The sequence below is a fragment of the Clostridioides sp. ES-S-0001-03 genome (genome assembly GCF_020676075.1).
Classification (GTDB): Bacteria; Bacillota; Clostridia; order Peptostreptococcales; family Peptostreptococcaceae; genus Clostridioides.
This window is the reverse complement of the sequence record NZ_JACVWJ010000017.1, coordinates 1-24,667: the sequence shown is the minus strand read 5'-3', so window position 1 is coordinate 24,667 and position 24,667 is coordinate 1. Positions and strand designations below refer to the sequence as shown.

Annotated in this window: 40 protein-coding genes; 39 read left to right on the top strand and 1 reads right to left on the bottom strand. The window is 28.2% G+C overall.

The genetic code is table 11. The features are described 5' to 3' along the window. The first annotated feature begins 294 nt into the window (after nt 1–294). The gene (locus IC174_RS20005; protein WP_054277862.1) at nt 295–801 is read left to right on the top strand and encodes an FxLYD domain-containing protein; all 507 of its coding nucleotides are present in this window, start codon (nt 295–297) and stop codon (nt 799–801) included. Nucleotides 802–1,228: 427 nt separating this feature from the next. Next, nucleotides 1,229–1,360, top strand: coding sequence for a hypothetical protein (locus IC174_RS21210; RefSeq protein WP_255613437.1), 132 nt, complete (start codon nt 1,229–1,231; stop codon nt 1,358–1,360). 6 nt (nt 1,361–1,366) lie between these two features. Here the strand turns inward: IC174_RS21210 and IC174_RS20000 are convergent, their stop codons facing one another. After that, nucleotides 1,367–1,759 (bottom strand): helix-turn-helix domain-containing protein, encoded by a 393-nt coding sequence (locus IC174_RS20000; protein WP_227483845.1) that lies wholly within the window; start codon nt 1,757–1,759, stop codon nt 1,367–1,369. Between the two features lie 145 nt (nt 1,760–1,904). On the opposite strand from IC174_RS20000, the gene IC174_RS19995 reads away from it, so the two are divergent. The 37 genes from IC174_RS19995 to IC174_RS19815 all read left to right on the top strand — a co-directional run bounded on the left by IC174_RS19995 (nt 1,905) and on the right by IC174_RS19815 (nt 24,582). Then, entirely contained in the window at nt 1,905–2,048 is a 144-nt protein-coding gene (locus tag IC174_RS19995) for a hypothetical protein (RefSeq protein ID WP_227483844.1), read from the top strand. A gap of 14 nt (nt 2,049–2,062) precedes the next feature. Further along, nucleotides 2,063–2,278 carry a hypothetical protein gene (locus IC174_RS19990; RefSeq protein WP_227483843.1) on the top strand — a complete coding sequence of 72 codons (216 nt, stop codon included), beginning with the start codon at nt 2,063–2,065 and terminating at the stop codon, nt 2,276–2,278. A 29-nt stretch (nt 2,279–2,307) separates the two neighbouring features. Further along, nucleotides 2,308–3,342, top strand: coding sequence for a helix-turn-helix domain-containing protein (locus IC174_RS19985; RefSeq protein WP_227483842.1), 1,035 nt, complete (start codon nt 2,308–2,310; stop codon nt 3,340–3,342). 26 nt (nt 3,343–3,368) lie between these two features. Then, a complete protein-coding gene (locus IC174_RS19980; RefSeq protein ID WP_227483841.1) occupies nt 3,369–3,587 on the top strand; it encodes a hypothetical protein in 219 nt (72 codons plus the stop codon). Between the two features lie 393 nt (nt 3,588–3,980). After that, nucleotides 3,981–4,241, top strand: coding sequence for a hypothetical protein (locus IC174_RS19975; protein ID WP_227483840.1), 261 nt, complete (start codon nt 3,981–3,983; stop codon nt 4,239–4,241). Nucleotides 4,242–4,432: 191 nt separating this feature from the next. Further along, entirely contained in the window at nt 4,433–4,894 is a 462-nt protein-coding gene (locus IC174_RS19970; RefSeq protein WP_227483839.1) for a hypothetical protein, read from the top strand. Nucleotides 4,895–4,915: 21 nt separating this feature from the next. Continuing rightward, on the top strand, nt 4,916–6,247 hold the full coding sequence (locus IC174_RS19965; protein ID WP_227483838.1) for a DnaB-like helicase N-terminal domain-containing protein: 1,332 nt from the start codon (nt 4,916–4,918) through the stop codon (nt 6,245–6,247). A gap of 382 nt (nt 6,248–6,629) precedes the next feature. Beyond that, entirely contained in the window at nt 6,630–7,016 is a 387-nt protein-coding gene (locus tag IC174_RS19960; RefSeq protein ID WP_227483837.1) for a hypothetical protein, read from the top strand. 53 nt (nt 7,017–7,069) lie between these two features. Continuing rightward, nucleotides 7,070–7,777 carry a hypothetical protein gene (locus IC174_RS19955; RefSeq protein ID WP_227483836.1) on the top strand — a complete coding sequence of 236 codons (708 nt, stop codon included), beginning with the start codon at nt 7,070–7,072 and terminating at the stop codon, nt 7,775–7,777. Nucleotides 7,778–7,833: 56 nt separating this feature from the next. Continuing rightward, nucleotides 7,834–8,016: a hypothetical protein gene (locus IC174_RS19950; protein WP_227483835.1), complete on the top strand. Its 183-nt coding sequence runs from the start codon at nt 7,834–7,836 to the stop codon at nt 8,014–8,016. Continuing rightward, nucleotides 8,013–8,408 (top strand): single-stranded DNA-binding protein, encoded by a 396-nt coding sequence (locus tag IC174_RS19945; protein WP_227483834.1) that lies wholly within the window; start codon nt 8,013–8,015, stop codon nt 8,406–8,408. Before IC174_RS19950 ends, IC174_RS19945 begins: the two co-directional genes overlap by 4 nt. A gap of 21 nt (nt 8,409–8,429) precedes the next feature. Next, on the top strand, nt 8,430–8,600 hold the full coding sequence (locus tag IC174_RS19940; RefSeq protein WP_227483833.1) for a hypothetical protein: 171 nt from the start codon (nt 8,430–8,432) through the stop codon (nt 8,598–8,600). A 37-nt stretch (nt 8,601–8,637) separates the two neighbouring features. Then, a complete protein-coding gene (locus tag IC174_RS19935) occupies nt 8,638–9,183 on the top strand; it encodes a sigma-70 family RNA polymerase sigma factor (RefSeq protein WP_227483832.1) in 546 nt (181 codons plus the stop codon). Between the two features lie 95 nt (nt 9,184–9,278). Beyond that, complete coding sequence (locus IC174_RS19930; protein WP_227483831.1) at nt 9,279–9,542, top strand: hypothetical protein; 264 nt, start codon at nt 9,279–9,281, stop codon at nt 9,540–9,542. Nucleotides 9,543–9,554: 12 nt separating this feature from the next. Beyond that, on the top strand, nt 9,555–9,746 hold the full coding sequence (locus IC174_RS19925; RefSeq protein ID WP_227483830.1) for a hypothetical protein: 192 nt from the start codon (nt 9,555–9,557) through the stop codon (nt 9,744–9,746). Continuing rightward, on the top strand, nt 9,747–9,908 hold the full coding sequence (locus IC174_RS19920; protein WP_227483829.1) for a hypothetical protein: 162 nt from the start codon (nt 9,747–9,749) through the stop codon (nt 9,906–9,908). It begins immediately after the preceding gene. 2 nt (nt 9,909–9,910) lie between these two features. Beyond that, entirely contained in the window at nt 9,911–10,237 is a 327-nt protein-coding gene (locus IC174_RS19915) for a hypothetical protein (RefSeq protein WP_227483828.1), read from the top strand. Beyond that, nucleotides 10,237–10,773 carry a LemA family protein gene (locus IC174_RS19910; RefSeq protein ID WP_227483827.1) on the top strand — a complete coding sequence of 179 codons (537 nt, stop codon included), beginning with the start codon at nt 10,237–10,239 and terminating at the stop codon, nt 10,771–10,773. The genes IC174_RS19915 and IC174_RS19910 overlap by 1 nt, the downstream gene beginning before the upstream one ends. Before the next feature lie 11 nt (nt 10,774–10,784). Continuing rightward, nucleotides 10,785–11,591 carry a hypothetical protein gene (locus IC174_RS19905; protein ID WP_227483826.1) on the top strand — a complete coding sequence of 269 codons (807 nt, stop codon included), beginning with the start codon at nt 10,785–10,787 and terminating at the stop codon, nt 11,589–11,591. A gap of 24 nt (nt 11,592–11,615) precedes the next feature. Next, entirely contained in the window at nt 11,616–11,876 is a 261-nt protein-coding gene (locus tag IC174_RS19900; RefSeq protein ID WP_227483825.1) for a hypothetical protein, read from the top strand. Nucleotides 11,877–11,899: 23 nt separating this feature from the next. Continuing rightward, a complete protein-coding gene (locus IC174_RS19895; protein WP_227483824.1) occupies nt 11,900–12,403 on the top strand; it encodes a hypothetical protein in 504 nt (167 codons plus the stop codon). Nucleotides 12,404–12,509: 106 nt separating this feature from the next. Beyond that, a complete protein-coding gene (locus tag IC174_RS19890; protein ID WP_227483823.1) occupies nt 12,510–12,953 on the top strand; it encodes an RNA polymerase subunit sigma in 444 nt (147 codons plus the stop codon). 136 nt (nt 12,954–13,089) lie between these two features. Continuing rightward, nucleotides 13,090–13,641: a hypothetical protein gene (locus IC174_RS19885; RefSeq protein ID WP_227483822.1), complete on the top strand. Its 552-nt coding sequence runs from the start codon at nt 13,090–13,092 to the stop codon at nt 13,639–13,641. 3 nt (nt 13,642–13,644) lie between these two features. After that, nucleotides 13,645–14,289, top strand: a complete 645-nt coding sequence (locus IC174_RS19880) for a tyrosine-type recombinase/integrase (RefSeq protein ID WP_227483821.1) — start codon at nt 13,645–13,647, stop codon at nt 14,287–14,289. A 203-nt stretch (nt 14,290–14,492) separates the two neighbouring features. Beyond that, nucleotides 14,493–14,951 carry a helix-turn-helix domain-containing protein gene (locus IC174_RS19875; protein ID WP_227483820.1) on the top strand — a complete coding sequence of 153 codons (459 nt, stop codon included), beginning with the start codon at nt 14,493–14,495 and terminating at the stop codon, nt 14,949–14,951. A gap of 557 nt (nt 14,952–15,508) precedes the next feature. Beyond that, on the top strand, nt 15,509–17,248 hold the full coding sequence (locus IC174_RS19870; RefSeq protein ID WP_227483819.1) for a hypothetical protein: 1,740 nt from the start codon (nt 15,509–15,511) through the stop codon (nt 17,246–17,248). A gap of 3 nt (nt 17,249–17,251) precedes the next feature. Further along, a complete protein-coding gene (locus tag IC174_RS19865) occupies nt 17,252–18,571 on the top strand; it encodes a phage portal protein (protein WP_227483818.1) in 1,320 nt (439 codons plus the stop codon). Continuing rightward, entirely contained in the window at nt 18,558–19,412 is an 855-nt protein-coding gene (locus IC174_RS19860) for a minor capsid protein (protein WP_227483817.1), read from the top strand. The genes IC174_RS19865 and IC174_RS19860 overlap by 14 nt, the downstream gene beginning before the upstream one ends. 37 nt (nt 19,413–19,449) lie before the next feature. Then, nucleotides 19,450–20,091, top strand: a complete 642-nt coding sequence (locus IC174_RS19855; RefSeq protein ID WP_227483816.1) for a DUF4355 domain-containing protein — start codon at nt 19,450–19,452, stop codon at nt 20,089–20,091. Nucleotides 20,092–20,107: 16 nt separating this feature from the next. Beyond that, nucleotides 20,108–20,488: a hypothetical protein gene (locus IC174_RS19850; RefSeq protein ID WP_227483815.1), complete on the top strand. Its 381-nt coding sequence runs from the start codon at nt 20,108–20,110 to the stop codon at nt 20,486–20,488. A gap of 9 nt (nt 20,489–20,497) precedes the next feature. Beyond that, nucleotides 20,498–21,520, top strand: coding sequence for a major capsid protein (locus tag IC174_RS19845; RefSeq protein ID WP_227483814.1), 1,023 nt, complete (start codon nt 20,498–20,500; stop codon nt 21,518–21,520). 8 nt (nt 21,521–21,528) lie between these two features. Continuing rightward, a complete protein-coding gene (locus IC174_RS19840; protein WP_227483813.1) occupies nt 21,529–21,897 on the top strand; it encodes a phage head-tail connector protein in 369 nt (122 codons plus the stop codon). Nucleotides 21,898–21,908: 11 nt separating this feature from the next. Next, nucleotides 21,909–22,256: a hypothetical protein gene (locus tag IC174_RS19835; protein ID WP_227483812.1), complete on the top strand. Its 348-nt coding sequence runs from the start codon at nt 21,909–21,911 to the stop codon at nt 22,254–22,256. Next, the gene (locus IC174_RS19830; RefSeq protein WP_227483811.1) at nt 22,256–22,612 is read left to right on the top strand and encodes an HK97 gp10 family phage protein; all 357 of its coding nucleotides are present in this window, start codon (nt 22,256–22,258) and stop codon (nt 22,610–22,612) included. Before IC174_RS19835 ends, IC174_RS19830 begins: the two co-directional genes overlap by 1 nt. A gap of 8 nt (nt 22,613–22,620) precedes the next feature. Then, on the top strand, nt 22,621–23,070 hold the full coding sequence (locus tag IC174_RS19825; RefSeq protein ID WP_227483810.1) for a DUF6838 family protein: 450 nt from the start codon (nt 22,621–22,623) through the stop codon (nt 23,068–23,070). Then, on the top strand, nt 23,071–24,126 hold the full coding sequence (locus IC174_RS19820; protein ID WP_227483809.1) for a phage tail sheath subtilisin-like domain-containing protein: 1,056 nt from the start codon (nt 23,071–23,073) through the stop codon (nt 24,124–24,126). It abuts the gene before it with no gap. A 15-nt stretch (nt 24,127–24,141) separates the two neighbouring features. Beyond that, nucleotides 24,142–24,582: a phage tail tube protein gene (locus IC174_RS19815; protein ID WP_227483808.1), complete on the top strand. Its 441-nt coding sequence runs from the start codon at nt 24,142–24,144 to the stop codon at nt 24,580–24,582. Nucleotides 24,583–24,667: the final 85 nt, after the last annotated feature.

The following is a 24,667-nucleotide window of genomic DNA, read 5'->3' as shown; positions in this document are numbered from 1 at the left end:
ATGTTATTCCAATTTTTACCAATTAATTTTAATTATAAAAAATACTTTATAATACTACTAATAAAAAATATTTCAAAGTAAAATCAAGAATTTATTTAATGCTATAGCCTAAAAAACAGTTCAATAGAAATGTATGCAATTAAGTGCAAGCCTTTATAAATACCTTTAATACAACAAAATATTTGGGACATACCTAAAAAAAATTCTATAATCCCATGATACTACAGTTTTAGACAGAGGGGATATACTATAATATTGTTGAGGAATAATACAATAATTTGAGGGGGATTAAAAATGTCAAAAATGATTCAATGTAAATCATGTTCAAAGGAAATAGCATCTAATGCTAAATCATGCCCTAACTGTGGGGCTAAAAACAAAAAACCATTTTATAAAAGAGGTTGGTTTATAGTTGTAGTAGTTTTCGTTTTATTATATGCTATTGGCACTAGCGGAAGTGATGATACTGGAACTGATGATGGGGCAAGCCAAACAGCTAGTGTAGATAAGCCTAAAGAAGAGGTGAAAAAGGAAAAATATGAGATAGTTGGAGAAGTAACATCAGAAACAGACAGTATGGCTACTTATATAAAAGGTGTTATTAAAAATAATAGTGGTCATGATATATCATATGCACAAGTAACATTTACTTTATATGATAAGGATGGAAATCAATTAGGCACTGCAATGGACAATATAAACGATCTTAAAAAAGATGGTACTTGGAAGTTTAAGGCTATGGGAATGAATACAGATGGAGAAATCGCATCTTATGAGTTGTCAGAGATAACTGGATTCTAAAAAAAACAAAATTATGAAAGGTTATGGATTGTAGACGTAAAATTCTATTTTCCATAGCCTTTTTTTATTTTACATTATTATTGATATATAAACTCTATTTATGTAAAATTAAATTTTAAAAAATAATCAAAAATGGTAAATTTTGACATTTGATTAATGTTGAACGAGGTGTTACAATTGTAACATAAGGAAGATATATATCGAAATAATACATATAAAACTACGTACGTAAAACACTTTTAAAATAATCACAATTTTACTTTCAGATTTTAAACTCATCTTAGGACATGACATACACAATCAAAAATATAGATTATATCAATTTAAAAAACTTAAAAATTGAAGAAAGGAGTCTGTTGTTTTTTCAAAAGTGGGGGTAATTGCAAGAATATAAATCAGAATATTTTGAAAATATGGGGGCAAGATTATGAGAGATTTAGAAAAAGAGAAATATGAAATAATTGAAATGATAAAAAAATTAGATATTGATAAAGATAAGAGAAATTTATTAATGATAAAAAATTACATTTTTGGTCTTTTGAAAAAAATAGAAGAATAGCAATTGCTATTCTTCTATTTCTAATAGGGAATCTATCATTTTGTCAAATACAGTTAGATATTTCTTATTTAGCTTGAACATTTTAGTTATAATCTCTCTTTCTACTTCATTTTCTGTTTTACTTAACTCTCCAACCAAATGCGCAAATTGTTCGTCTAGCTCTTTAATAAAAAACATTTCTCCAACTCCGTTTTTAAGCCAATCTTCTGATATGCTCCAAGTCTTACAGATATCATTTAAAGTTCTTTCACTTACATTTCTTTTACCATTTTCAACTAAAGATATAGTATTTCTTTTTAGATTTAGTTTGCTAGCGAACTCTTCTTGACTTAGATTCAAATTTAGTCGCAATTCCCTTATTCTTTTATTTTCTTCCCTTATTTCATTCATATCTGACATATTATCCCTCCATAAAAATATTATAACCTGTAGATGCTTACAAGTCAACAAAAAATAAATAAAAAAGTATTACATAGTAGTTGACTTGTAAGCTTTTTAGGTTTATAATTGTATTACACAATCAACAAAAAGAGAGGTGATTAAAATGACAGATATAAATGAAATAAGAGAAGAAGTATGCAGAAAAATAGAGATGCTTGATCATGAGAAACTTAAATTAGCTTTACGCAGAATAGATATATTAAAAGAAATACAAGACATTGAAGAAGGGAAAGATCTACAAAGTTAAAAGAGGTGAAAATATTGAGAATTTCAGATTTTAATAGAAATCACATAGGTAAAGCAATTCAACTTCAAGAAACAAGATTTGATACAAGCACAGATTGCATTATCACAGAAGTGGAAACAGGAGAAATAGTTGCAATGTACTACATGCAAGAAAATGATGATGTAGGATACAAGGTAATAACATATGAAGATTTAGAAAATGGTGATTGCAAATTAAAGCTATTAAATTAAATGAATAATTTTAGAAGGGAGGTGATACAGTGAAATTATTAAGAGATATAAGAGAAAGAGACTGGTTTTGGATAGAAAATATTTTAATTGACAGAGAAGATTTAACAATTTATGAAAAAATGATTTATATAGTCCTTGCAAGGCATTCAAACGAAGAAAGTTTTTGCTTTCCAAGTTATAAAACTATATCAGCAAAATGTGGATGTAGTGAAAGACAAGCAAAAAATGTAATAAAAAGCCTAGAAGAAAAGGGCTTGATTAAGAAAGAAAATAGAACAAGAGATAATTCAAATGAGAAAGAAAGTAACATATATTTTATCTTAACAGCTAAAGTAGGTTGTGCATGTGATGCACAACAGGTAGTGAATGTGATGCACAACCCTAGTGCACCTCATGCACAACAGGTGGTGCATGAGGTGCACAGTAACAATACTAATATTAACAATACTAATATAAGTAATAATACACAATCAAAAAAATCACTTAAAAATAATAGTAATTTATATTGTGCTACAAGTACAAAGAGTATATCACGAGATGACATACCTATAGCAGGAGATGATAGAGGGGTATATCACCAGGTGATAGGTAACAATACTAATATTAACAATACTAATATAAGTAATGATGGTGAAGTTGCAGACTCGGTAAAAATACCAGATGGGTGCAGTAAAAATACCGTACCCCATCCAATAAAAATATCGGAACCCATCCAATATAAAAATGGGAACAAAGATTATTCTATTAAAGATAATATACCACTAAATAAAAAAACAAATAACAAACCTAAAACTGATTATTTAGATCTATCATTCTTGGATTTAGATATAGAAAAAGTAAAACTAACTAAAGATGAATATGACAAACTTATAAACAAATTTGGGAAGAAATACATACATGATAAAATTGTTAGTTTAGAAAACTATATCGTAAATGGAAAAGGAAGTAGGTATAAGAGCCACTACAGGGCTTTGTTAACTTGGGGAAATGAAGATGTTAGCAAAGGTATAGTGTCAGAGGTTACAAAGGCTAAGAATCCACTTGCTGGCTTCAAAGAACTTTAAAAATTAAATAGACAGGAGAATTGATTATGAAAGATGAAAAGTTAGAACTTACTGAAAAAGATTTGCACTGCATTGCAAGACATTTGCAAAATGAAGTGATGCAAATAGCATTTCGAGGAAATAGAGAAGCCCCTACATCATGCGAAGTTTGTGATTACTTTCAAGAATGCAAGGACTATTTCACCCATATAGACACTTTTATAAAATTAAGTGAAATGACAGGTGTAGATATTTTTACTAAATAAATTTAGTAAATTAAAATTTTAGTATTGTAATTGACGTGCTTTTTTAAAAAGAGGACAGTTGCTATTAGCAGTCATTATTTGAATTTTGCAAATGTAATTTTTATTACATTCGCATTCTAAAAGTTTTGATCCAGTGAATCCAGGAAAAGTTTTATATTCACCAGAAAATTCAACTCTATCGTCAATAAGAGAGCATTTTTCTCTTAAGGTTTTAATTTTGCACATATTCATCACCACCTTATAATTAATTTGAACATACTGTCAATATGCTTAAATTAATTATAGCATGTAAATTATCATGGCGTAGAATCAAAACACAGGTCAATTAAATTTAGTTACAAAATCAATGAAACAGATAAAGAATTAAATGTTAAATAAACTAGGAGCCTGCTCATGAAAGATGAAAAGTTAGAACTTACTGAAAAAGAATTACATTGCATAGCAAGACCTTTGCAAAATGAAGTTATGGAGATGGTGTTTAGAGGGAATAGAGAAGCCCCCACATCATGTGAAGTTTGCGATTACCTGCAAGAATGTGAGGGAAATTTTACTTGTATGTATCATTCTTTTACTAAATTAAGCAAAATAACAGGTGTAAAAGTGACTGCATTTAAGTATTGTTTTCCAGATGAAAATCCCAAAGCTACTATCTAAGAAGTTTTTTTAGAATAGGACATTCTTTGCTTATAACTCGATATTGGCTCATACTCTCACCACCTTTCTAATTAATTTAAACATATTGGAAGTATGTTCAAATTAATTATAGCATGTTAATTATCATAATGTAGAATAGTTTCAAATCATGAAAGAAGTAACTAAATAGTTAAAGACAGGAGGTATGCTAAGTGGAAAGAAAAAAGCATGAACTTACAGATCAAGATTTACAAAGACTTATTGAAGGATTAAGAACTGATCCAAAAATAAGAGAAATGATATTTGAAAGTAAAAAGGATGTAGTTGATATAGATGAGATTTGCGAGAAAGTTAATGATAAGCTTGCTAGAAAACCTAAATCTTTTAAAATTCAGCGTAGTAAACCTATGAAAATAATAGATTTTGATGGAAATTATATAGAGATAAAGTCAAACAAAGATTGTGAAACTAGAACAAGTACAAGAAATAAATGTGAACAATTTGTTGAAGAAAAACTTGCTTATAGAAGTTATGGATTTGAAACTCCAAAATACTATGCAAAACTTATTGCTGACATAATTGATATTTTAGTTTACAAAAATGTTCCAAAGGATCGTATTTGTGGGGTATTGTATGACGTTGAAAGGGTAATTCCTTTAGTTGTGACATTTTAATAATAAGTTAGGGGTGATTAAATGAATTACTCTTTGGAAGCAGAACAAAACATCTTAGGCAGTTTTCTTATAAATGACTCAATAGCATACAAAATAAGAGAACTAAAAGAAAATGATTTTTACTTTAAGTCACATAAAATTATTTTATCTTGCATGAAGAAAATAATTGACTCAAATAAACCACTAGATCTTTTGCTTTTAAAAAATGAATTAGAAAAAATAGATAGATTAGTAGATATTGGAGGAGTTAGCTACATTACAAATTTAACAACTATAGTCATAACTACTTCAAACATAGATCACTATATAAAAATCATAAAAGAGAAGTTACTTAAAAGACAAATTTCAGAGTTAGCAAATGAATTAATTGATAATTCAAATTCAGATACAAGTATAGACGAATTGATTGTTGATATAAACGATTTAAAAGCACTTGTGACGACGAGTAGTAGCATAAACGATAATTACATTGACGCATCAAAAATAAAGCGTGAAAAAGGCGTACACAAGTCCGTAGATACAGGTTTTAATAAATTAAATAATGCTTTAGATGGATTTAGATATGGAACTCTTACAATCTTGACTGGTAAACCTGCATCTGGAAAATCGACTATAGTTAACCAGTTTATAGCAGAAGCAATTTTAACTGGAGAAAAAGCCTTTTTGTATTCTGGAGAATTACCTAGCTTTATGGCCATGGATTGGTTTAGAAAAACTGTGGCTAATGATTATCATATAAAAGAATATCAAAGCCCTTATGGTGGAACATATACAGATATTCCAAACTATGCAGTTGATTTGGTTTCAGATTGGATAAAAGATAAATTTTTTCTCTATGATGAAGATGCAATAAGTGATGAGGTAAACCTACTAAATACTATAGAACATTTATATTTAAAAAAAGGGGTTAGGCTCTTTGTTCTTGACAATCTAATGACGATAAAAACTGGGAATAAGGCAGATAAATATGAGAGACAAGAGCAAATAGTAAGCAACTTAAAAAATCTCGCTAAAAAATACAACTTAGTAATAATTTTAGTTGCACATCCTCGCAAAAATATGGGTGACATGAAGCCAACCATGTATGATGTATCTGGAGCAAGTGAGATTGTCAATTATGCAGATTATATTTTATCAACCTACAGAGTGATAGATGAAGAAGAAGAGACAGATGATACTTATTTATTAATCTTGAAAAATCGAATAACTGGGAAGCAGAATATAAGTTTTAAAATGAATTTTTCAGAAAGAAGAAAAAGACTTTACACAACCAGTGAGGAGTTAAATAGAGATTACAAATATGATTTAGATAAACAATATGTCCAAGCAGAAATTCCAGAAGATTTATTTTAAAAAGAAAAAAATTAAGGAGAAAAAATAGGAAATTTAATGAAGCAATAAATTTGAGTAAAATTCAATGTTGAAAAATATACAAATTCAATATTGAAAAAAATTACTTTTCAATATTGAGAATTTAGTTTTGAAAAAGTATTGAACTTCAATACCGAAAAAAGTTTGAATGTATAGTAATTGCAAAGGTTATAATGATTGATTTCCTGACACAATCAGTACAGGTTTAGATATGCTAGCAAAAAAACTTAAAAAGAATGTAAGGATAAAAAGGTTATATGCATTTAGAAAAAGCTTTAAAAGTATTATTAAATTATAGCCAAAGTTTATTAATTAATTTCCTAGTAGAAAAATATTATTTCAAATAAATAAAGGAGTGATTTTTATGATAGCATTAGAAAAATTTGCAGGTGGAGTTCTAAAAGAAAAGTTTAATACAGAGTTGCAAAAAGTTTTAGATAATATTGCAGATCCAAATACAGATTTTAAAAAAACAAGAAAGATTAGTTTAGAAATAGTGTTTAAAGCAAATGAAGATAGAGATCTTGCAGAAGTAGATATAAAATCCAAGGCGACTATAGTAGAGGCAAAAGCAACGACAACTAAAGTTTTAATAGGAAAAGACTTGGAAACTGGTAAAGTGGAAGCATCTGAGTTTAAAAACCAGTTAGCTGGTCAATTATCTATGGATGTTTCAGACAGTAATGAAACTGAAGAAACAGAAGAAAATAGTGCTGGCGTAATTGATTTTAGAAATGCAAGTTCAAAGTAGATTAAGAAAGTAAGTAAAATATAAATTTAAATAAAAAAAAGGAGAATAAAAAAATGATAAAAAATGCAATGGAATATTTAGTTAAGTTAGGAAAAAGAGAAACAGTATGTGTAGATGGATTTAACTACACAACAGATAGATTAGAGATAATAGAAGAGCCAAGGGCTAATGATTTAGAAATAGCTACATTAAGTGGTTTAGTAGATTATATAAAAAGCGGTATAGATCATAAGGAAGATAAATTGCTATTAATACAAATTGTAAGTCCCAAAAGAGTACTTTTAAAATCTGCTTTAAGAAAAAATAGAGATAGAGAAACATACATTGAGTGTGATGCATGGCTCCCAGATGTAAGATTTGATAGAACTTTAGATTTAGAACCATTTAACATAATGCTACAATCAGCATTTATAAAGAATAATGATAGAGATATTCTTTTAAGAATAGCGGGGAATGTACAAGAATCAACAGTAAAAACAGTTATTGATGATGGGGTATCTCAAGTTGTAAGCATGAAAACAGGAATAGCAACTGTATCTGATGTTATAATTCCAAATACTGTGAAATTGAAGCCTTTCCGTACTTTTTCAGAAGTCGAGCAACCAGAAAGTGAGTTTGTATTTAGGCTAATACAAGGCGAAATGAAGGCGATGTTGTGTGAAGCAGATGGCGGAGCGTGGAAAAATCAAGCAATGTTGAATATTAAGTCATACTTACAAGAAGAATTAAAAGATTTTAAAAATGTAAATATAATTGCTTAATTGAAAGTCTAAGAGGGCTTATTGTAAGCCCTCTTAGTAAACAAGGAGGGGATTAGATGAAAAGGATTTGTCATATGAGTATTTTAGAAAGGGCTGAATTTACAGATAAAATAGCTAATGCAATCATGTCCTCAAATAAAGAAATTAAAAAAGGTGATGCCTTTATTGAGGCAGTTGAGGTTGTAAAGCAAATGGAAAATAGAGAAAATAAATACAATGAAGGAGATATTGCAATATGAATAATGTAGTTTTAGTTGGAAGATTAACAAGAGATCCAGAACTAAGATATATTCCAGGCTATGGTACTCCAGTGGCCACTTTTTCATTAGCCATTGATAGGGATTATGTAAAAAAAGATGGGACTAAAGAGGTAGATTTTATACCAGTAGAAGTTATGGGAGGATCAGCAGAATTTTGTGCTAATTATCTTACAAAAGGAAGATTGGTTTCGCTCCAAGGAAGAATAAGAGTAGAAAAATATGAAGAAAATGGAGAGAAAAAAACTTTTACAAAAGTTAGAACTAAAGCTGTTAATGCACTTGATCACAAGCCAAAAGAAAAAGAAGAAGAAAAAAATAAAGATAAAGAAATTGGTTTTCAAGTTCTAGATGATGATGATATACCATTTTAAAAAGGGAAGGTGAGTTTAAAAATGATTAAACTAGAAAAATGTGAAGTCTGCAAGTATATAAAACTACTTACTCCAGTCAGTGGGAGAAGAAAAGGCAAAGATATAATAATTTATTTGTGTGAACAGTGCTTAGATGAAATTGTAGATAGGATAAATAATGGAGTAAATGAATGGAAATGTAATTCAAAATAGAGAAAATGATAAGCCTAAATAAGTTGGTGGTGATTATATGAGAAGTTTAGAAGAAAGAAATAAATTATTTGAAGATAATATAAATCTGGTACATTTTATTATAAGTAGATATTTCAACTACTTTTTAAGAAAATATCCATATTTGAAAGAAGACTTATTTCAAGAAGGTTGTATAGGATTATACAAAGCAACATGTTGCTTTGATGAAAGAAAAGGAAAATTTTCTACAATAGCATTTCCATATGCATTAGGTTATTTAATGAAATTTACAACTAGATATGTTAAAAAGCATTATAGAAGTGATATAGATAGTTTTGAAAAATGTGTCTATAGAAATGCTTCTGATGAAGAGATAAGAATAGAAGATAGATTGGCTAGTAATGAAAATATAGATGTAGAAAATATTCATGCTATTAGATCTTGTATAAAAAGAAGTGAGATAAAAGACATACAGAAAATAGTCTGTCTAAGAGAAAAAGGTTATACTCAGCAAGAAATAAGTAAAGTGCTTAGAACTAATCAAGCAGCAATCTCTAGGAGACTTGGAAAATTAAAAGCTGAAATTGATATACTAGGAAAATAATATAATGATTTAAGTTTATTGGAGTTAATCAAATAACAATAAGTAGACCGCTTAAGATGTTAAGAAAAATTTAATGAATTGATGGAAGGTTTTAAATGAAAATAGAGTATGGAAAAATCTTTATAGAGCGTGATGGTAAAAGATTTGAATTTGTAAATTATCCACCAAAATATGTGAAATTTGAAAAAGATAAAAAATCAGATAATCCATATAAACCACTGACAGGGATGGGGAGAATGAAAGTAAAGCTTAATTGGAGTTTTATAAGAAGAGAAATATTGTGGGCTAAGGTATTGTATTTATCTTCAATTATAGCAAATCAAATATTTATGGAAAAATTAGGTATATTAATTGATTAAGGAGGGGTAAAAATGAATAAAAGAATAAAGTTGAAAAAAGGGATACTTCATAAAAAATGTGATATGAAATGCCCAATGCACCAATTTATAGTAAAGAGAAAAGCTATAACTTGTAATGGGTGTATAGGATGCAAGTTTAGGGATGATGTAGCTGAAAAAATGTGCAAAGAAAATGAAAAATTCTATTGTGAGGAGAGTTATTAATTGGATAAATTAAAAATAATTGGTGGTAGGGAAAATGAATGTCCAGTATGTGGTGGAAGTATATTTAAGCTTAAAACAAATATAGGAATTGTATGGCAGTGTAAAGATTGTGGTTGTATGTATCAAGATATGAACTGCAAAGAAAGTAAAAGGGAGGATTAAAAATGGCTTGTGTTATAAAGTGCGATTTTTGTGATGAAACAATTACAGAAGTTAAAACAATAAAAGTATTCAAAGTTAATAGTAGAGGTGGAATAATAAGTTTCGGAAAAGATATGTGTGTAAAATGTTATGACAGATTGCTTGGAGATAATTTGAATAATAAGATGACTAATTATGAAAAGATAAAAAATATGAGCAAAATAGAAATGGCTGAGTTTTTTGTGAGTGGTGGAAGTGGATGTACTAGTTGCACTTATGATTTCCAAGATTGTCTAGGGGGATGTTTAGAGGGCAGAAAAAAATGGCTTGAAAGTGAGGCAGCGAAGTAATGAAAAAGACATTAATAATAATAGGAGTAGTTATTTCAATATTGATTATGTTTGCTTGTTTATTCCTTGTAACTAAAAATAAAGCAATTGATTTAGAAGAGCAGGTCCAATCAGCAACTGCATCTGTAGAGGTACAAGGAAAAAGGAGAATTGATTTAATTAAGAACCTAGTAGACTGTGTAAAGGACTATGCTAAATATGAAAATAAGACATTAAAAGAAGTAACTGACATGAGAGTAAGTGCAAATGATAAATCTATTAAGGAAGCAAAATTAAATATACAAGCAGTAGCAGAGAAGTATCCAGATTTAAAAGCAAATGAAAACTATAAACAGTTGATGAGTGAGTTAAGTATAACAGAAAATATGATTGCTCAGCATAGAGAAAATTATAATATACAGATTCGTAATTACAATAAATATATAAGAAAATTTCCAGCAAATATAATTTTAAGTAGCATGGGATATGAAAAAATAGAATCTAAATATACTGAATATAAAGCACAAGAGGACGCGCCTCAAAATTTATTTGATTAAGAGGTGAAAATATGAAATTTAAAACTTTTGAAATAACCAAGAGAGAGTTTTTAGTAAGCATAATAATTGCTTGCACAATGATTGTACTTGGATTTTTTATTGATGATAAAGTTCAGTCGAAACTTTTGGAAGATAGTGAAAGATATTACAAAGCAACTAAAATAAATAATGATAAAGATCTCTTTGATTATGCTATGAAAACAAGTGTGGGAGATTCTTTGATAAGTGGTAGATTTAAAAGTGTAGATTCTGTATCTATAGAAGAATTAAAAGGGGACTATTGGCTTATAGAAAGAACAGAAGAAAAATACACTATGCATACTAGAGTAGTTACTACTACAGATAGTAAGGGTAATTCGCATAAACATACTGAAACATATTGGACTTGGGATTACTATGACTCAGTAGAGAAAAAATGTAAGAAATTTAATTTCCTGGGCAAGGAGTTTGATGCAAAAGTAATTACTAATTTATCTAAAGAGAGATTGTTATTAAAGAAAGATATATTTAAAAATAATAATCTTAAAATAGAAGGTAATTATGCTTACATTAATAACAAGAGAAGGTACTACTATGAAGTTATACCTAAAGAATTCGATGGGACCATGTATGCTAATTTAAAAAATAATACTATAGTGAATCCAAACAATAAAAATATAGAAGTTTTTAAGAATGAGTCCATGCAAAATATTTTAGAAAATAACAGTTTTAATGCAGACTTTTTAAAAGTAGCATTTTGGATCATATGGATATTAATAACTACAATCATTATATATGTATTTTATTATCTAAAAAATGATTGGCTTGAAGATAAATAAAAGAGAAAGAGGAGAAGATCAGACATGAAATGTAAAGTGTATCATGCTATTGAAGATATAAAAGATGCAAATGAGTTAATTGATAGATTTGAGACAGAAAATATATTCTTTGAATTAAATGACATAGATAATGAAAATATTCTAAATGGAGAAATGGATTTAACTGATATAGAAGATATTGCATCATTACAATTTATATTAGATGGAGACTTATTTATATTTAGTAGTTGTGATGAAATGATATTTATGAATAAATATACTCAAAAAGAGTTGGGGCTTCAATAAATAACAGAGGAGAGATATTAAAGATGGATTTAAAATTAATTAGCAGTATACCTAATTGGAAAGTAGAAGATCAGTTGGCAAAAATTGATGAAGAAGTAACTGAGTTTAAAGAGGCTATAGATGTAGGAATGACTAAAGATATAATTGCAGAAGGATTAGATGTTTGTCAAACTATTTTAACAATGTTTCAAGTCTTAGAAATAGAAAATTATATTACTGAAGGAGTCGAGATACATAATAAAAAATTAGAGAGAAGAGGATGGGGACTTATGGAAATAGAGGATGATCTATTGAATCTTATTAAAGATTCAATGATTAATGAATTAGTTGATATAAATAAGAAATTAAAATGCATTCATGAAAAAGAGTTTAATAAAAAGATAAAATTATTAAGTATAGATAAATTGCATGGGTTATATGTGCCTATGGTTAATTTATACTGTTTAAGACAAGGAAATAGAGATATTGATGAAGTGAAAATGGAAGAGTTTTTAAAAGAAACTGGCATAGATATAGATGCTGATTAATTTCAATCAAAAAAGAAAAAAAGGAGCATTATCTTACGCTCCTGCTTGTCAAAAATCTAAAACTGTCATCACAATATTATTATAACATAATTAGGAGCGTGAAGTAATGCAGGATAGCAAAAAGGACAATTTGTTTAGTAGTGCAGAAGGGAAGTTATATAATTATAAAAAAATAAAAGCAGAGATAGAAAAAATAGACATTGATATTCAGATGATAAAAAATGATTACAGAGGATGCAGTGGAGTTGAAATTAAAGAAAAAACAGGCAAGACATATGATATTAAAAGTGTAGTTGAGATAGAGACTGAAGAAAAAGAAAAGAAAATTGCTTTAAAAGAAAAAGAGAAGAGACATAAAGAGTTGATAATAGGAAAAATAGATAATGCAATGAAAATATTAAGTGAAGAAGAAAAAAAGATAGTACAGTATAAATACTTTTCAAGTAGCAGGACATCTTGGGAATATGTTGGTAAGATGATTGGTTTTTCAGCAAGTAAGTGTAAGCAAATGAGATTTGATATTATAGATAAGATAAAAGGATTGCTATAAAAATGTCCGATTTGTGACGATTTTAAACCGATTTATGTCTGTTTTATGTCTAAAAAATGTCCGATTTGTGACCGATTTATGTCTGTTTTGTGTCTTTTAGTCATGATAAGATTGTATTGTGAGAAAAATATATTTAATGAAAATGGCTTGGAATTTACGTTCTAAGTCTTTTTTATTGTCTAGAGAGGTGTTGAAGATTAAACGTGATATAACAGAAGAAATTTCAAGTGCTGCATATGTACCAGATGATCTAAAGTATTATGACAATGTAATGAAAGAAACTCCTAGTATGTATGGAAGAGAATGTTCTTTAGATTTTATAAAGAAAAAGAAAGAAAAACTCTTAAAACTAAAAAAGAAGGTTAAAAAAAATTATGATTCTAATATCAATAAGATAGACTTATATCTAAAAATTTTAGAGGAAAGTATAATTGATGAGTCTGATCGCGTTGAGTTGGTTGTCTTTAAATTATATTTGCAGTTAGAAAATGTAGTAAAAGTAACTGAAACTGTAAATGATTTAGGATTTAGAATAATGACCAGTACTTATGCAGGAGAAAGAAAATATAACACAAATGATGTAACCTCTATAATTACAGACCCTTTTGCCAATGTGGATGAAGATTTAAAAATGTTAGTTCAAGAGAGGCAAAGAAAAAATTATCATGGTAATAAGGAGTGTTTTTAATGAATGGAAGCACATAAAGGACAAAAAGTTAATCCTATAAAAGATATTGAAGATGTATTTAGACTTTTAAATTTTTTAGAGGAATGGAATGAAAGAAATTACTTATTAGCTCTATTTGGAATGTGTACTGGACTTAGAATAGGGGATATATTAGCACTTAAAGTTGCAGATGTAACAGACATAAAGTTAGATAAAAAAGGGAAGAAGATAAGAGTATCTAAGGATTGGATTAGAGTTATAGAGGAAAAAAGAGATTATGACAGAGAAGTTTTCTTATCTGAAGTAATAAGAAGTGCTATAGAAAATTATACTCAAGATAGACCTGGAGAAGAGTTCTTATTTAAAAGTAATAAGAGACAGAAATTTAATAGACCCATCCAAACAAGACAAGCAGGAAGAATAATAAAAGGAGCAGCAGAAAAGGTAGGAATAAAAGAAAATGTTGCAACACACTCTTTAAGAAAGACATTTGCAAGACATATTTATGATGAGGAAGAAAATAAGACTTATGCATTAGAACTTATAAGAAAGATTTTAGGGCATAAGACAATAGAAATGACTAGAAGGTATATAGGAATAGATAAGGATGAAGAAGTAAAAGCAATAACTAAATTTACTAATAAGTTAAAGAAAAGAAAAAGAAATTAAAATATCTTGTATTTTATCTGAAATTTAGTATGTTACGTTTTTCAGCAACAGGACATTATTAGAATGTAAATGGGCTTAACAATAGAATTTGCAAAGGATAATATATGTTTATTAATATGTCTGAAAATCTATATTAGAGGTCATTTATACGAGGAATCTAAGATAATGTATAAACATAAAAATTGAAGTAAAGGAGTGATTGCTTGAATGACAAAGATGTTGAAATAGTTAATGATAGCTATAAGAGATTAAGAGAATTATCAGAAGATGAGTCTAATGCAGTATATCTATTGATTTCAGGGCTGACAGTAACAGAGGTTGCTAAAGCAATTGGTGTTACTAGGCAAACTATTTATAACTGGATGAACAGAGAGCACATTAGGAAAGAAATTGACAGACGTAAACAAGAGCTAACGAACCAAGGAAACTTATTGATATTAAAGGATTTAGAAACTTATATCAATAACATTAAGGAATTAGCTAGTGATAAGAGTGATAAGAGGGTTATGTTGGCAGCCAATCAGTATCTTATAAATCGTATCTATGGTACTCCTGCAAGTACAGTTATACAAGCAGAAGATGATAGTGGTGGTATGGGCATGGATACAACGGAGATAGAGGCAGCTATAGCTAAGATAAGAATAAGAACAGGCAAGAAGTAATTAGATATGAAATAAATCTTGCAAGAACATTGTTTAATCACTTCTGAAATCAATTAAAGTAAAACATATATTATATGTGTATTAACTTTAATAATTAAGATATAGATTGAATTTGAGTTTAATTATATTGAATTTAATAAAATTTAGTTAGACTTAATAATTAAAGTTTAACGCAGTGAAGTGTTGAGGTTTATTAGAATATATGTGAACCTATTGGAAATGCTAGGTTCTTTTTAACTATGCCGAAAATACATATTTAAGGAATAGTTGAAAGATAATTAATAATTCTAACCAAAAAAATATTTCTTGCAAGAAAATAATTCAAAACAAATTAATATTTATTTATTTTTTATTTATAGGGGGTATCCTTCTATTTTGAAAAAAGTATTTTTTATAGAAAATGAGTTCTGGAAATTTTCTAGCAAAATTTAAAAACCAGAGATACATCTTGAAGAAGGTGATTTTATTATAGAGAAAATTATATTGTTCATTTTATTAATTATATTATTAACTGAACCTAACAAGAAAATAGAAAATATAAAAGGATGTAAATACGAGTGGATAATTTAGAAAGAAATATACAACTTATATTTAGTTATCTAGCAAAGACTTTTATAAGAAATGGAGCAACTATAAAGGATGCTGAAAAAGAATCAAATGAGATCATAAAAGCAAATGCAAGTAATCTTTTTGGTGTTAATCGCCTTGCCTATCAACTTGGGAAAATAAATTTAGAATTTTTCTGTATGTACTTTATGCAAGATACCTATCTACCAAAAGAAGATAATGCTGCTGCACCTATAGCTAAAGTTCATCATGAGTTATGGGAAGATATACAAGAATCTATAATTGGAGATGGATCACAACAATTAGGAAGAATTTATCCAAGAGGAACAGGTAAAAGTGCATTTGGAGATTTAGCAACAACTGTATGGTCGCATTGCTATAAACATAAGACATATACTTTGATTTGCTCTGATATAGGCTCTACAGCAGAAAAATTCGTAAAAGATATAAAAAATGCACTACTTGAAAATGAGTATATTAAAAAAGCATTTGGTGTTCTTTTAAATGATAATGATAGGAAATATATTTGTAATAGCACTCAATTAGAGCTAACAAATAAAACCTTTATTGAAGCAATATCATCTTCATCACCAATGAGAGGAAGAAAATACAATAATAATCGTCCTGATCTTATCATACTTGATGACTATCAGTCAGAGGAAAATGTTAGAACAGAAGATGCTAGAGAAAAAAAGTTTAAAAGATTTTCTGATGACGTAAAATATGCTGCACAAAAACCAGTTATAAGAAATGGTAAAACTATAAAAAGAGGAACAACTTTTATAGCATTGGGCACTTTGCAACATAAAGAATGTTTCTATAGTAGGCTAAAGAATTTACCAACATGGAAGTTTAAATGTGAAAAAGGAGTTTTAGTTGATAATGTAGATGAATTATTTAACTCTGGATTATGGCTAAAATTCAAAAAACTATTATTTGATTTTAAAAATACAAATCATCTTGAAGATGCTAAAGAGTTTTACTGGGATAATGAAAAAGAAATGAAGTTTCCTATATTGTGGCCAAGTTTTTGGGATTGTTTAGATATGGCTTTAAGTTATTATGAAAACCCAACCTCTTTTAAACAGGAAGTACAAAATGATGTAAATTCAATAGGTGAAAAATGGTTTAAAACAGTAAGAACTGAATCTAGGGAATGTATTGAAACACATAACTTCAAAAAGACAATGCTATTATGTGATCCAGCATCTGCTGGTGGGTCTAAACATGACTATAGTGCTTTTCTTGTTGGGAGTGAGTCAGATAATGGTTTACTATATGGGAGATTAGCAGAACTAGCTAAAATAAATGCTAGAACTGACTTTGATAAGTATATAGGACACATGATTTATTTATTAAAAATATATCCAGATATAACACATGTTTATATAGAGAAAAATACATTTAATGGCGCAGATGCTAACCAATTAGAGTTTAAAATAAAAAATGATAATATTCTTAGTTATAGAGATATAGAAATCATTAATGAGCACCAAAAGAAAAATAAAGATGATAAAATATCTACTTTAATACCAGTTTTAAATAAAGGTCAAATGATTTTTGCAGAAGAAGATAGGGAATTTATACAGCAAATCCTTGATTTTACAGGACAAAAGTACTCTCTACATGATGATGCTCCAGATATATCAGCAGAATTCATAAATAGAATTTTCAAAATAGAAGTTATCGAAAAAGTAAGTTTTCTAGATAGAAGAAAGTTAGGTGTTTAAGTTGTGAAGTTAAATGAACTAATAAAAAATATTTTTAATAAGAATGATGTATTGGATTTAAATAAAGCAGAGCATTTAGATTTAGTAAAAAAAATCTATGGTCAACATTATAGTAAAAAATATATTTATGAAAAAATGTATCGCTATTATAAAGGTGATACTGATGCTATGAGAAAATATAAATTTGTGACAGAGAGGTCTAATCTAAAAACAAATGTAAATTATATAAAGAAATTTATAAAAGAAGAAGTATCTTATACTGTAGGAAATCCAATAACATATGAATCTAGAAGTGGAAATATAGATTTTGTAAATGATATTGAATATTATACAACACATTGGGATGAATTGCATGACAGTGATCTAATGAAATATCTGTTAATTTTTACAAAAGTATATGAGATTTATTATCTAAATAAAGAAATGGAGTTTTGTTCTGAAATAATAAAACCAACAAATGGTTATGCTTACAAAAGAGATGGGAAGATTTTATTTTTTATACATTCGTTTAAAGATACTCTTGATTGTACTATAAACTATATAGATATTTATACGTCAAATAAAGTATATCATTTCAATGATAGTTTTAAGCAAATATCAGCACCAAGTACACATATATTTAAAGAAGTTCCCGTTACTATTGGTAAATTAACATTGGAAAATGAAAATGATAGCTTGTATAAAGATTTAAAAGGCTTGCAGGATGGGTTTGAAACAAACTTTAGTGATATTGGAAACGAAATAAGTGATTTTAGAAATGCATATTTGACTTTTACAGGTTGTAAAGTTGATGAGAACGATTTATCTAAAATGAAAGAAAAAGGAATAATGCAAACCTCTAATGGGAAAATTGACTGGCTTATAAAAAATATAAATGACACATTTGTTCAAAATACTTTAGATAGATATGTAGATAGTATGTATCAAATATCCTGTCATATAAACCATAATGAAGGTTTAGTTAGCAATTTAAGCGGCGTTGCTTTAAGATCTAGATTAATTGCTCTTGAGAATAAATGTAAATTAGAGGAATTATCTCATAAGAACATTGTAAAAAACAGAATAAGATTTTTATGTAAGTATCTAGATACTATCAAAAGTAAAGATTATGATTATAAAGATATTAAAGTTATGTATACGCCTAATATACCAATGGACGATTTAGGAACAGCTCAAATGCTTTCTCAAGCACCAGAAGGAACTATTTCTAAAGACACGGCAAGGAGTTTATTTAGTTTTATACACAACACGTCAAATGAAGCAGATAAAGTTAAAAAAGAATTTGAAGAAGAGTATGGTGTGAGTGAAAATGAAGGTAACTAGAAGCCAAGAAAAAATAGTTAATTTAACTTTAAAATTTTCATCTAAACTATATGGCGATGGAGAAAAAGAAATTGAAAAACTTGTAAAAAAATATAACAAAGATAAAGATAAATTATTAAATGAAATTGCCATGATCTTATTAAAATATAAAGTAATTAATTCTATGATGGACTTAAAAAGGATTGAAAGAATAAACTTATATAAGACTTTAGTTCATCAAATAGATGAATTTACTAAAATGAATAAAAAAACTGAAAAAGAGGTGTTAACAGCACTATTACTTAGTACTGCTTATCATAAATTTAATACAAATAGCTATGTTTTTATTTTGGGAAGCAAATTAAATCTAAAAAATATAACTGACAAAGAGATAAAAAAAATACTAGATGTAAAAATAGATGGTAAGCTGTATTCAGACAGAATTTATAAAAACAAAAATGAAGTTTCTGCAAAATTAAAAAAAGATATAGATAACCTTTTAAAAGGCAAAACAAGCATAAATGATATAGAAAAAAGTATTAGTAAAAGATTTGGAACTTTAGAAGAGGATACAAAAAGATTAATTGAGAATGAAGTTTCAAGAGTTCAAAATCAAGTCAATGAACTTTGGATGCAGAAAAATAATATACAATATGTCATTTATAGTTCTGCACTAGATCGTAGAGTATGTGAATATTGCTCACAGTATGAAGGTCAAGTATTTTTTATAAATGAACGACCTGTAGAATTACCTCAACATGTAAGATGCAGATGTATATATATTCCAATAACCAATACATGGGAATATCAAAGTGAAATAGATAATATAACATGGGATAGCTATTTAAATAGTATTGAATAGCTTATTTTTATGCAAAAAAATAGGAAGGATTGATTAAATGTTAAAAAAAGATTTATTAAATTTGATTAAAAATGCTAGTGAGGAACAGGACATTGACGATTTATTAAAAGATTCTGACTTAGCCAGAAAATTTACAACAGAAGGATTGACATTAGATAACTTTAAAGAATTATGTTCTAAAGATGAAATATTTAAATCATTTTTGGAAGGCGAAAAAAGTAATAATTTCGAAAATAAACTTTCTGAGTGGAAAAAAGAAAATTTAGAAAAAGAACTAAGTCCTTTTATAAAAGAGAAGTATCCAGAATTGATAAAAGATCCTGTTCAAAAACAACTTCTAGAACAACAAAAAGAAATCGAAAGAATGAAAGCTGAAAATGCAAAAAAAGATTTATTAAATTTAAGTATCAAATATATAAGTGAGAATAAAAAGGCTGTTCCAGGTGATTGGGTTGAAAAATTTTTAGGTGAAGATTTTGAAACAACAAAGACTAAATTGGATGAAGTCTCTAAAATGATAGAAGATAGAGCGAGTTTGATGTTTGAATCTAAAATAAAAGATACTACCTATATACCAGGTATGGGAGGAGATGGAGAAACATCTAGCATAGGACAAATATTGGCAGATAATGCAAATAAAAATAGTAAGCTTGAGTCCGATCCATGGGCTAACGAATAAAAGAGGAGGAGTAAATATGTTTTTTATAAAAAAGCCTTACATTAATGATTTAGAAGTGTTAGCCAATTCAGCTAATTTAGTTACTATTAGCAGTACAATAAATTCAGAAAATGTAAGTTTAAATTCTGAAGGTAAAAAATATGTGGTTTCTGGGAGTTTAATTGATTCGGATGGAAACATTGTAACAGAAATAAAATCTGGATCAGAAGGTTCTTTTACTTATTCATTATCTTCAACTCCTATTGGGATATTGTATAAAACTACTAATGTAACAAATGGTAATATGCCTGGAGCATTAATAATTGAAGGTTATGTAAGAGAAGATAGAGTTTTAGAGAGCTTTGCAAATACAAAAGATGAGGTAAGAAGTGCCTTGCCAGAAATAAAATTTATGTAGGAGGTTTATATGGCTAGAATTGATGAGGTCTTTAATACAAAAGAATTAATAAATTATTTTAAAAAGAGGGAATTCCCAGAAATGCTGGGTGCAAAATTATTTCCAGAAAGAAAAATACAAGATATAAGATTTGATATGATTTTAGGAAAAAGCGGATTGCCAGTATCTGCTGAAATACATGCTATGGATACAGAAACAACAATAGCATCTAGAGAGGCAATAGACAAAGGCGCAGCTGAACTTGCTTTAGTCAAAAGAAAAATAGCATTAAGAGGTGAGGATTTGATAAGAATTCAGTCACCTAGAAACGACGCTGAATTTAAATTAGCACTACAAGAAATTTACAATGATGCTGAGAAAATGTATAAAGCAGTTTTAGTTAAAGCAGAAGCTATGAGAATGGAAGTTTTGGCGACAGGTAAGTTAAAGATAGAAGAAAATAATATAAAAGTTACCCTAAATTATGGAATACCAAACTCTAATGTTAAGAAATTTAATTGGAAAGATGTAAATGTTAAACCTTTAGAAGATATAGAGGTTCTTGTAGATGCTGTTGAGGATGCAGGTGGAAATAGGCCAAGTAAGATGCTAACTTCTAGAAAAATATTAAGAAGTATATGTTCTAAAGAATCTGTTAAAAAAGCAGTATTTGGAACAAATTCAGATAGAATAGTTACGCAAGCACAATTAAATGATCTTTTAAGTCAAATGAATCTTCCAACTATAGTTACAAATGAGGAAAAGTATAGAGTTGAAACTGCGAAAGGATATGAAACAAGAAGATATTATCCAGATAATGCTCTAACTGTGTTTGGGGATGGCCTTCTAGGAGAAACAATATATGGCTTAACTCCAGAAGAAATTAAATTAATTGGAGATGGCAAAATGGATGTAGCTCAAATGATTGACAATATATTTGTAGGAAGTTATTCAACAATAGATCCAGTTGCAACATATACAAAGGCTGCTGCTACAGTTCTTCCATCTATGCCTCAGGCAGAAGAAATTGGAATAGCTACTGTTGAGTTATAGGAGGAATTATGTTTGAAAATATAAAGATTATTTTAAATATACAAAACGACAAATATGACAAGATAATTAATTTATATATAAAAAAAATAACAAATATGGTACTCAACTACTGCAATAGAAAAAAACTTAATGAAGCATTAGAGGGGTTTGTAGAAGAAAAAGTTATAACAATTCTAACTTCAAGATTTGATGATTTGAAGAAAGCTGGTGGTTTGGAAAATGAGAAGAGCATAAAAGCAATTACAAGAGGTGATACAAAGATAGAGTATAATTCATCTGCGACATACGACATAAGCACTAGTATAAGTTCATCATCTTTTTTAAGTGATGTAGATAAGGAGTTTTTAAGTTCATTTTGTATTGTCAGTATGTATTAAGGAGTGATTAAATGACTGAAGCAGATATATTAGAAATGACATATCTTGATAAAATGACTATCATCAGAAAATCAAAAGGTTGGAATGAAGAAACATGTTCTAATGATTTTAGTAGTGTTGTTATAGCTGAAAATATCCATTGTTCAGTCTCAAGAAAAGAAGAGGCTATTGTAATTGGTGATATTGGAACTATAGTGGTAAATAGAAAACTATTTTGCAGACCAGAAGTAGATATAAGAGCAGGTGATACTATAAATGTAACTTATAGTCATGGAGAAGAAGCCGTATTTAAGGTTTCTAAGGCAAATATATACACAAGCCATATGGAAATACCTATTGTAGAAATGGAGAGGATATAATGGGAATAGATAATTTAGGAGTTTTTGAAGCATTAGCCTTAGATTTAAAGTTAAATGCATCAAATTTTAATAGAAAAATCAAGAAGTTTACAAAAGAAACTGGGCAAGAACTAGCAGAAAACATAAGAGATGAAACACCTGTGAGAACTGAAAAGTTAAAAAATGGATGGGAAGAAAATCAGCCTGAATATGATACTTATATTGTTGAAGATAAGGTTGAATATGCTACTTTAGTAAACGATGGTCATGCGACTAAAAATGGTGGAGTTGTTCCTGGTGTATTTATGGTTGAAAAGGGAATTGAAAAAACAAAGGAAAATATGACAAGTGCAAAAGCAAATTTATTTGATTGGTAGGTGATTAATTGCTTACAAACAGAGATATTATAATAGCAGTTAATAAAAGGTTAAAAAATGAGTTCATGGATATAGATATTTTTATTAATGAAGATAATACACAAGGCTTTAAAGAGGCTTGTTTTTTTGTGCAACTTTTACCTGTGTCTAATAATATTGGAAATAAAGTTTTGGATATAAAGAAGATATTCATAGATATTGAATATTATCAAAGAGCTAGAAAAAATAAATTAAATCTATATGACATACAAAGTAGATTAGAAAAAATATTTAATAGAAGCATTAGAGTTAAAGATAGAAGTTTAACTATAGAAAATATATCTCCATCAATTGTAAAAGATTCTGTAGGGTATAAACTAACTTTTCTAATGACTGTATCTTATTTTGAAGAGATTTACTTTAGTAAAGAAACATATGAAACTATGGAAAGTGTAGATTTAAAGATAGGAAGTGATTAAATGGGTTTACCAGAAATTAATATATCCTTTATTCAAGCTGGAAAAACTTTTGTTAAACGTTCTGGTGGTATTGTAGCACTTATTTTAAAAGATACAAAGAATACAGGATTGGTTGAAATACAGGAAATAGAAGATATTCCAAATGGCTATTCTGCTGACAATTTAAACTATATAAAGATGGCAATGAGAGGAAATATATATCCTCCAAATAAGATATTAGTCTACGCATTAGATGTAGATGAATCAATAGATTATGCACTAGACTTTCTTGAAACTTGTGAATTTAATTACCTTTGTATGCCAGAGGAAACAGAGCAAGAGTTGCCTAAAATTAAGGCCTGGATTAATAAGATGAGAGAAGATAATAAAATAAAGGTTAAGGCTATAACTGCAAATAATGTAGCAGATTATGAAGGTATAATAAACTTTACAACAACTGATATTGAAATTGATGGTAAGAAATATACTTCAAATGAATTTCTACCAAGGTTAGCAGGTTTTATCTCAGGAACTCCATCAACTCAGTCTATAACATATGCAAATATACCAGAAATAACTAACATACCAAAACTAACAAGGGTTGAAGCAAATACAAAAATAAATAATGGAGAGTTAATTTTAATAAAAGAAAGTGGCTCTATAGTTGTTGCTAGAGGGGTAACATCCTTTACAACAACCACAGATTCAAAAGGTGACATATTTAAAAAAATTAAATTAGTAGATACCTTAGACCAAATTCATAATGATCTTAAAAAGATAATTGTAAAAAACTATACAGGAAAAGTTCCAAATACTTATGATAATAAGTGCTTACTTATAGTTGCAATACAATTATATCTTCAAGAATTAGAAAAAGATGGTTTAATTGACCCAGGTTCAACAATAGAAATTAATTTAGATGCTCAAAGAGCATGGTTAAAAGAAAATCATATTGATGTATCTAATATGGAAGAACAACAAATAAAAGAATGTAACACAGATACAATTGTATTTTTAAAAGCAAAGATTAAATTAATAGATGCTATGGAAGATGTGTATTTAGACATCTCTATGTAGTTTGGAGGTTAAAATTTGAAAGCTAAAATAGATCCAAGTAGAATAATATCTGGCACATTCGGAGAATGTTGGATAGATAACAGGCAAATGACAGCTGTAAAAGGCTTAGAAGCAAAAGTTGAGTTAGAAAAAGAAGAAGTTAAAGTTTGTGGCCAATTAATGGTTGGACAAAAACTAATTGGAGCATCTGGAAAGGGATCCGTAACTTTATTTAAAGTGAGTTCTCTATTTGGAGAATATATTGAAGGTATGCTAAATGAAGGAAAAGCATTCAAATTTACTATAGTAAGTAAATTGAATGATCCAGACTCATATGGAGCTGAAAGAATTGCACTTTATGGGTGTATGTTTGATGACTTAACTTTAGCTGATTGGGAAGCAGGAAAAATGGGAGAGATAGAGGTTCCATTTACATTTGAAGGCTTTAAATACTTAGATAAAATTACAGAAAAATAGGAGGATTTTTATTATATGAATACAGTAGAAAAATTATTAAATATGGATGCAGGTAAATTAAAAATGCCATCTAGTATATATGAAT

Coding starts and splice junctions, on each gene's coding strand:
- IC174_RS19965 (WP_227483838.1), top strand. CDS start 4,916: ATGAATTACTCTTTGGAAGCAGAACAAAACATCTTAGGCAGTTTTCTT.
- IC174_RS20005 (WP_054277862.1), top strand. CDS start 295: ATGTCAAAAATGATTCAATGTAAATCATGTTCAAAGGAAATAGCATCT.
- IC174_RS21210 (WP_255613437.1), top strand. CDS start 1,229: ATGAGAGATTTAGAAAAAGAGAAATATGAAATAATTGAAATGATAAAA.
- IC174_RS19930 (WP_227483831.1), top strand. CDS start 9,279: ATGAAAATAGAGTATGGAAAAATCTTTATAGAGCGTGATGGTAAAAGA.
- IC174_RS19905 (WP_227483826.1), top strand. CDS start 10,785: ATGAAATTTAAAACTTTTGAAATAACCAAGAGAGAGTTTTTAGTAAGC.
- IC174_RS19880 (WP_227483821.1), top strand. CDS start 13,645: ATGGAAGCACATAAAGGACAAAAAGTTAATCCTATAAAAGATATTGAA.
- IC174_RS19885 (WP_227483822.1), top strand. CDS start 13,090: ATGAAAATGGCTTGGAATTTACGTTCTAAGTCTTTTTTATTGTCTAGA.
- IC174_RS19915 (WP_227483828.1), top strand. CDS start 9,911: ATGGCTTGTGTTATAAAGTGCGATTTTTGTGATGAAACAATTACAGAA.
- IC174_RS19860 (WP_227483817.1), top strand. CDS start 18,558: ATGAAGGTAACTAGAAGCCAAGAAAAAATAGTTAATTTAACTTTAAAA.
- IC174_RS19830 (WP_227483811.1), top strand. CDS start 22,256: ATGGGAATAGATAATTTAGGAGTTTTTGAAGCATTAGCCTTAGATTTA.
- IC174_RS19890 (WP_227483823.1), top strand. CDS start 12,510: ATGCAGGATAGCAAAAAGGACAATTTGTTTAGTAGTGCAGAAGGGAAG.
- IC174_RS19940 (WP_227483833.1), top strand. CDS start 8,430: ATGATTAAACTAGAAAAATGTGAAGTCTGCAAGTATATAAAACTACTT.
- IC174_RS19960 (WP_227483837.1), top strand. CDS start 6,630: ATGATAGCATTAGAAAAATTTGCAGGTGGAGTTCTAAAAGAAAAGTTT.
- IC174_RS19995 (WP_227483844.1), top strand. CDS start 1,905: ATGACAGATATAAATGAAATAAGAGAAGAAGTATGCAGAAAAATAGAG.
- IC174_RS19945 (WP_227483834.1), top strand. CDS start 8,013: ATGAATAATGTAGTTTTAGTTGGAAGATTAACAAGAGATCCAGAACTA.
- IC174_RS19820 (WP_227483809.1), top strand. CDS start 23,071: ATGGGTTTACCAGAAATTAATATATCCTTTATTCAAGCTGGAAAAACT.
- IC174_RS19910 (WP_227483827.1), top strand. CDS start 10,237: ATGAAAAAGACATTAATAATAATAGGAGTAGTTATTTCAATATTGATT.
- IC174_RS19955 (WP_227483836.1), top strand. CDS start 7,070: ATGATAAAAAATGCAATGGAATATTTAGTTAAGTTAGGAAAAAGAGAA.
- IC174_RS19835 (WP_227483812.1), top strand. CDS start 21,909: ATGACTGAAGCAGATATATTAGAAATGACATATCTTGATAAAATGACT.
- IC174_RS19935 (WP_227483832.1), top strand. CDS start 8,638: ATGAGAAGTTTAGAAGAAAGAAATAAATTATTTGAAGATAATATAAAT.
- IC174_RS19975 (WP_227483840.1), top strand. CDS start 3,981: ATGAAAGATGAAAAGTTAGAACTTACTGAAAAAGAATTACATTGCATA.
- IC174_RS19895 (WP_227483824.1), top strand. CDS start 11,900: ATGGATTTAAAATTAATTAGCAGTATACCTAATTGGAAAGTAGAAGAT.
- IC174_RS20000 (WP_227483845.1), bottom strand. CDS start 1,759: ATGTCAGATATGAATGAAATAAGGGAAGAAAATAAAAGAATAAGGGAA.
- IC174_RS19840 (WP_227483813.1), top strand. CDS start 21,529: ATGTTTGAAAATATAAAGATTATTTTAAATATACAAAACGACAAATAT.
- IC174_RS19900 (WP_227483825.1), top strand. CDS start 11,616: ATGAAATGTAAAGTGTATCATGCTATTGAAGATATAAAAGATGCAAAT.
- IC174_RS19950 (WP_227483835.1), top strand. CDS start 7,834: ATGAAAAGGATTTGTCATATGAGTATTTTAGAAAGGGCTGAATTTACA.
- IC174_RS19855 (WP_227483816.1), top strand. CDS start 19,450: ATGTTAAAAAAAGATTTATTAAATTTGATTAAAAATGCTAGTGAGGAA.
- IC174_RS19925 (WP_227483830.1), top strand. CDS start 9,555: ATGAATAAAAGAATAAAGTTGAAAAAAGGGATACTTCATAAAAAATGT.
- IC174_RS19850 (WP_227483815.1), top strand. CDS start 20,108: ATGTTTTTTATAAAAAAGCCTTACATTAATGATTTAGAAGTGTTAGCC.
- IC174_RS19845 (WP_227483814.1), top strand. CDS start 20,498: ATGGCTAGAATTGATGAGGTCTTTAATACAAAAGAATTAATAAATTAT.
- IC174_RS19980 (WP_227483841.1), top strand. CDS start 3,369: ATGAAAGATGAAAAGTTAGAACTTACTGAAAAAGATTTGCACTGCATT.